Below are 6,079 nucleotides of genomic sequence, written 5' to 3'. Positions count from 1 at the left end.
ACCTTCCAAACTCCTAAAAACACCCTATTCTCTTAAAAACCCTAAACAGCAACAAACTCTTTTTTAAACACAATTCTAAGCATCATCTAAAACAACAATAAAAATAAACATAGGATTTATATATAAAGTAAGTAATGAAGACATTTAACAAGTCCGCAATGAGCTACTTTCCCCCTGCCAGTAAGGCGTAGTATCATCACCCACGATGTGCTTAGCTTCTTGGTTCGGGATGGAGCAAGGCGTTTCCACATCTGTATAATCACGGACATTGTTATTTAAATATTCTTTGAAAGATTTAATTTATAAATAAAGCTTAATCTTTTATTTCTTTATTTTTTTCTTTATTCTCTTTCTTCTTTACTTATCTTTTATCTTTAATAAGTTTTTATATAGAATACTTAAAAAACAATGTTAAGAGCAAGTTCTAATATAAACTCTACTTGAAAGATTTCTATGAAACTCTAAATATTATCTATATTCAAAGTCTTATTAAAAACCTTAACAAGGAAGTGATGCTTTATTAAAGATAAGCCAAACGCTCTATTAGTACTGGTCAGCTAAAGGACTTTCATCCATTACACACCCAGCCTATCAAACTAGTAGTCTTCTAGAGAGCTTAGAGAAGATTCATCTTAGAGTTGGCTTCACGCTTAGATGCTTTCAGCGTTTATCCTTTCCAAACTTAGCTACGCTGCGATGCTCTTGGCAGAACAACAGCTACACCAGTGGTTTGTTCAACCCGGTCCTCTCGTACTAGGGTCAAATCTCTTCAATCTTCTTACGCCCACGGCAGATAGGGACCGAACTGTCTCACGACGTTCTGAACCCAGCTCGCGTACCGCTTTAAATGGCGAACAGCCATACCCTTGGGACCTGCTCCAGCCCCAGGATGCGATGAGCCGACATCGAGGTGCCAAACCTCCCCGTCGATGTGAGCTCTTGGGGGAGATCAGCCTGTTATCCCCGGGGTACCTTTTATCCTTTGAGCGATGGCCCTTCCACACAGAACCACCGGATCACTAAGACCGACTTTCGTCTCTGCTTGACTTGTATGTCTTGCAGTTAAGCTGGCTTATACCTTTATACTCTACGAACGATTTCCAACCGTTCTGAGCCAACCTTTGTAAGCCTCCGTTATTATTTGGGAGGCGACCGCCCCAGTCAAACTACCCACCAGACATTGTCCCACTTGAGGATAACTCAAGCTGGTTAGCTACCCAAATAAGAAAGAGTGGTATCTCAACAATGGCTCATATACAACTGGCGTCATATACTCAAAGCCTCCCACCTATCCTGCACATTCTTATCCAAGTAGCAGTGTCAAGCTGTAGTAAAGGTCCACGGGGTCTTTCCGTCTTGCCGCGGGTAGGAGGAATTTTCACCTCCACTACAATTTCACTGGATCCCTCTTTGAGACAGCTCCCATCTCGTTACGCCATTCATGCAGGTCGGTATTTAACCGACAAGGAATTTCGCTACCTTAGGACCGTTATAGTTACGGCCGCCGTTTACTCGGGCTTCGATCAAGAGCTTCGCTAATGCTAACCCCATCAATTAACCTTCGAGCACCGGGCAGGCGTCACACCCTATACATCCTCTTACGAGTTAGCAGAGTGCTGTGTTTTTGGTAAACAGTCGGGAGGGACTCTTTGTTGTAAGTTTCCTTGCTTTCGGAGTAAATCCTAATACAAAGCTAACCACACCTTATACCGAAGATACGGTGCTATTTTGCAGAGTTCCTTAAAGAGAGTTCTTCCACGCGCCTTAGAATACTCATCCCACCCACCTGTGTCGGTTTACGGTACGGGCAACATTAGCTAAACTTAGAAACTTTTCTTGGCTCGACGGCATCAGGGGTTCTTCTATCCATCCGAAGATTTCAAAAAGCCTTTCAGTTCTCGGAGTGTTCTTATACGGATTTGCCTGTATAAGCTCCTACGACCTTAGACTAGCACTTCCATCCGCTAGCCCCCTTAGCCCTAAGCGTCCTTCCATCGCACACTAATGTTGGTATTGGAATATTAACCAATTTGCCATCGTCTACCCCTTTCGGACTCGACTTAGGACCCGACTAACCCTACGATGACGAGCATCGCGTAGGAAACCTTGGGTTTACGGCGTTAATGATTCTCACATTAATTATCGCTACTCATGCCTGCATGCTCACTTCTATTCGCTCCAGCACTCCTTACCGGTATACCTTCGACGCAAATAGAACGCTCTCCTACCACTTGCACACAACTTAAACTACTTAACTTTAGCCTAAGAATATTTTTACTGATTTTACTAAGCTTTATTTCTATCTTTACTCTATAAAAATCAGTAAAAATATAACTAAAACATATAACTTAGTTTCTCATATTCTAAACTTAAATAATCTAAGTTGTGTGCAAGTCTACAGCTTCGGTACTTACTTTAGCCCCGTTATATTTTCCGCGCAAAATCACTAGACCAGTGAGCTATTACGCTTTCTTTAAAGGATGGCTGCTTCTAAGCCAACCTCCTGGTTGTTTAAGTAACTTCACATCGTTTTCCACTTAAGTAAGATTTAGGGACCTTAGCTGGTAGTCTGGGTTGTTTCCCTCTTGACGACGGATTTTATCACTCGCCGCCTGACTGCTGTGATTACATATAAGGTATTCGGAGTTTGATAGGGTTTGGTACATTGGTGTATGCCCTAGCCCATTCAGTGCTCTACCCCCTTATATTACGACACAACGCTATACCTAAATATATTTCGGAGAGAACCAGCTATCACGAAGTTTGATTGGCCTTTCACCCCTATCCACAAGTCATCCCGGGGCTTTTCAACGCCTATGGGTTCAGTCCTCCACTAGTTCTTACACTAGCTTCAACTTGCTCATGGATAGATCACTTCGTTTCGGGTCTGCAGCATCTGACTAAGCGCCCTATTCAGACTCGCTTTCGCTACGGCTTCGCGTTTGCTTAACCTTGCCAGACACCACAACTCGCAGGCTCATTATGCAAAAGGCAGTCCATCACACTGTATTGCTACATAGTGCTCTGAATGATTGTAAGCAAATGGTTTCAGGTTCTATTTCACTCTGATCACCTCAGTTCTTTTCACCTTTCCCTCACGGTACTTGTGCACTATCGATCTGGTATTAGTATTTAGGGTTGGATCGTGGTCGACCCGGATTCAGACAGGATTCCTCGTGTCCCGCCCTACTCAGGATACTGCTAGCTAAGCTTTGTTTTTCGCATACGGGACTATCACCCTCTATGGCTATACTTTCCAGAATGTTCTGCTAAACTCAGCTCTTGCACATTGCAGTCCTACAACCCCCAGTGCAAGCACTAGGTTTGCCCTCTTGCGCTTTCGCTCGCCGCTACTGACGCAATCTCTATTGATTTCTTTTCCTGAGGGTACTAAGATGTTTCAATTCCCCTCGTTCGCTCCTATATAGGTAATGTATATCTCTATACATTGGGTTGCCCCATTCGGAAATCTACGGATCAAAGCTTCTTGACAGCTCCCCGTAGCTTATCGCAGTCTAGTACGTCCTTCATCGCCTTTACCAGTCAAGGCATCCACCATTCGCTCTTAGTAGCTTACCTTTTGATGTTCTTTTAGCAGATGAGAAAGCTCATCTTAAAGAACCAAAGCTAAAGGCCTACCCCGCCAACCTAAAAGATATTAGGCTTAAAACGAAATAAACTAAACATTCATTAAAAAATTAATGTAGATAAAGCTTCAATTCTTAATCACTAAAAAAACAATTTGCATAAAAGTTAGATATAACCTAACTTCTACCTTTTATTATTGATTCTAAAACGCATCACTTCCTTGTTAAAGTTTTTATGATAAGACTTCTTTATCTTAAGACGGAAAGCATTCAAACCTTAATATAGAACTAAATGATTTAGTCTTAACTAAGCTGTGAGTTTGAAACTTGTCTTTAATTTATAAATCTTAAATCTAATATTCTCTTTATTTTAAAGATAAAGATAATTAAAAGATATAAGTTAAACCAAAGAAAAGATAAATAGGTTTTATCCTTTAACAAGTCCTGTAAAATTGTTTTTATTAAAACTTGCTTGTGACTCTTAACAATGATAATTAAAAAGAACATTTAGGTTTAAAACCTAAAGGAAGTATATATATTAATATAATCATTATAAATATAAATACATAATGTATATGCTACTTATATCTATTTAAAGTATATTCTTTTATAGCTAAAGATAAAAATAAATCTAAGTATAGAGTTTATATTTTATATTTAATCTACTTTATATACTTGCTTTAGATTTTAAAGCTTTTTTATTCAAATCTTTTTTATGGTGGGCCTAACAAGACTTGAACTTGTGACCTCACCCTTATCAGGGGTGCACTCTAACCAGCTGAGCTATAGGCCCTTAATAAATGGTGGAGAATAGCGGGATCGAACCGCTGACCTCCTGCGTGCAAAGCAGGCGCTCTCCCAGCTGAGCTAATTCCCCATAAACAATTAGCTTTATCATCAATCTTTGAAATCTAAACAAGAATCAATTGAGTTTATATATTTGAAGTAATAGTTGTGAGACTTATTACTTTGTACTCTAGAAAGGAGGTGATCCAACCGCAGGTTCTCCTACGGTTACCTTGTTACGACTTCACCCCAGTCGCTGATTCCACTGTGGACGGTAACTAGTTTAGTATTCCGGCTTCGAGTGAAATCAACTCCCATGGTGTGACGGGCGGTGAGTACAAGACCCGGGAACGTATTCACCGTAGCATGGCTGATCTACGATTACTAGCGATTCCGGCTTCATGCTCTCGAGTTGCAGAGAACAATCCGAACTGGGACATATTTTATAGATTTGCTCCACCTCGCGGTATTGCGTCTCATTGTATATGCCATTGTAGCACGTGTGTCGCCCTGGGCATAAGGGCCATGATGACTTGACGTCGTCCACACCTTCCTCCTCCTTACGAAGGCAGTCTATTTAGAGTGCTCGGCCGAACCGTTAGCAACTAAATACGTGGGTTGCGCTCGTTGCGGGACTTAACCCAACATCTCACGACACGAGCTGACGACAGCCGTGCAGCACCTGTCTCTAAGTTCTAGCAAGCTAGCACCCTCATATCTCTATAAGGTTCTTAGGATATCAAGCCCAGGTAAGGTTCTTCGCGTATCTTCGAATTAAACCACATGCTCCACCGCTTGTGCGGGTCCCCGTCTATTCCTTTGAGTTTTAATCTTGCGACCGTACTCCCCAGGCGGTACACTTAATGCGTTAGCTGCATTACTGAGATGACTAGCATCCCAACAACTAGTGTACATCGTTTAGGGCGTGGACTACCAGGGTATCTAATCCTGTTTGCTCCCCACGCTTTCGCGCCTTAGCGTCAGTTGAGTTCCAGCAGATCGCCTTCGCAATGGGTATTCTTGGTGATATCTACGGATTTTACCCCTACACCACCAATTCCATCTGCCTCTCCCTCACTCTAGACTATCAGTTTCCCAAGCAGTTTAATGGTTAAGCCATTAGATTTCACAAGAGACTTGATAATCCGCCTACGCGCCCTTTACGCCCAGTGATTCCGAGTAACGCTTGCACCCTCCGTATTACCGCGGCTGCTGGCACGGAGTTAGCCGGTGCTTATTCCTTAGGTACCGTCAGAATTCTTCCCTAAGAAAAGGAGTTTACGCTCCGAAAAGTGTCATCCTCCACGCGGCGTTGCTGCGTCAGGGTTTCCCCCATTGCGCAATATTCCCTACTGCTGCCTCCCGTAGGAGTCTGGACCGTGTCTCAGTTCCAGTGTGACTGATCATCCTCTCAGACCAGTTAAGCGTCATAGCCTTGGTAAGCCATTACCTTACCAACTAGCTGATACTATATAGTCTCATCCTACACCGAAAAACTTTCCCTACTCAACTTGTGTTAAGCAGGAGTATAGAGTATTAGCAGTCGTTTCCAACTGTTGTCCTCTTGTGTAGGGCAGATTAACTATACCTTACTCACCCGTGCGCCACTAATCCACTTCTAGCAAGCTAAAAGCTTCATCGTTCGACTTGCATGTATTAGGCACGCCGCCAGCGTTCACTCTGAGCCAGGATCAAACTCTCCATAA

The 6,079-nt window shown here is 42.5% G+C and carries 2 tRNA genes and 3 rRNA genes; all 5 read right to left on the bottom strand.

Annotated elements, in window-relative coordinates:
• Positions 1 to 150: 150 nt before the first annotated feature.
• Positions 151 to 267: ribosomal RNA gene (rrf, locus tag AJ881_RS04130) — 5S ribosomal RNA — on the bottom strand.
• Positions 268 to 522: 255 nt separating this feature from the next.
• Positions 523 to 3,579, bottom strand: a 23S ribosomal RNA gene (locus AJ881_RS04125).
• Positions 3,580 to 4,303: 724 nt separating this feature from the next.
• A tRNA-Ile gene (locus tag AJ881_RS04120) sits at positions 4,304 to 4,380 on the bottom strand.
• 8 nt (positions 4,381 to 4,388) lie between these two features.
• Positions 4,389 to 4,464 (bottom strand) — tRNA-Ala (locus tag AJ881_RS04115).
• A 103-nt stretch (positions 4,465 to 4,567) separates the two neighbouring features.
• Positions 4,568 to 6,079, bottom strand: a 16S ribosomal RNA gene (locus tag AJ881_RS04110).
• Together the 16S, 23S and 5S rRNA genes with 2 tRNA genes alongside form the textbook arrangement of a ribosomal RNA operon.

It is taken from the genome of Campylobacter sp. BCW_6460 (assembly GCF_001762705.1).
GTDB classification, from domain to species: Bacteria; Campylobacterota; Campylobacteria; order Campylobacterales; family Campylobacteraceae; genus Campylobacter_D; species Campylobacter_D jejuni.
This window is presented reverse-complemented; position numbering and strand designations above follow the sequence as displayed.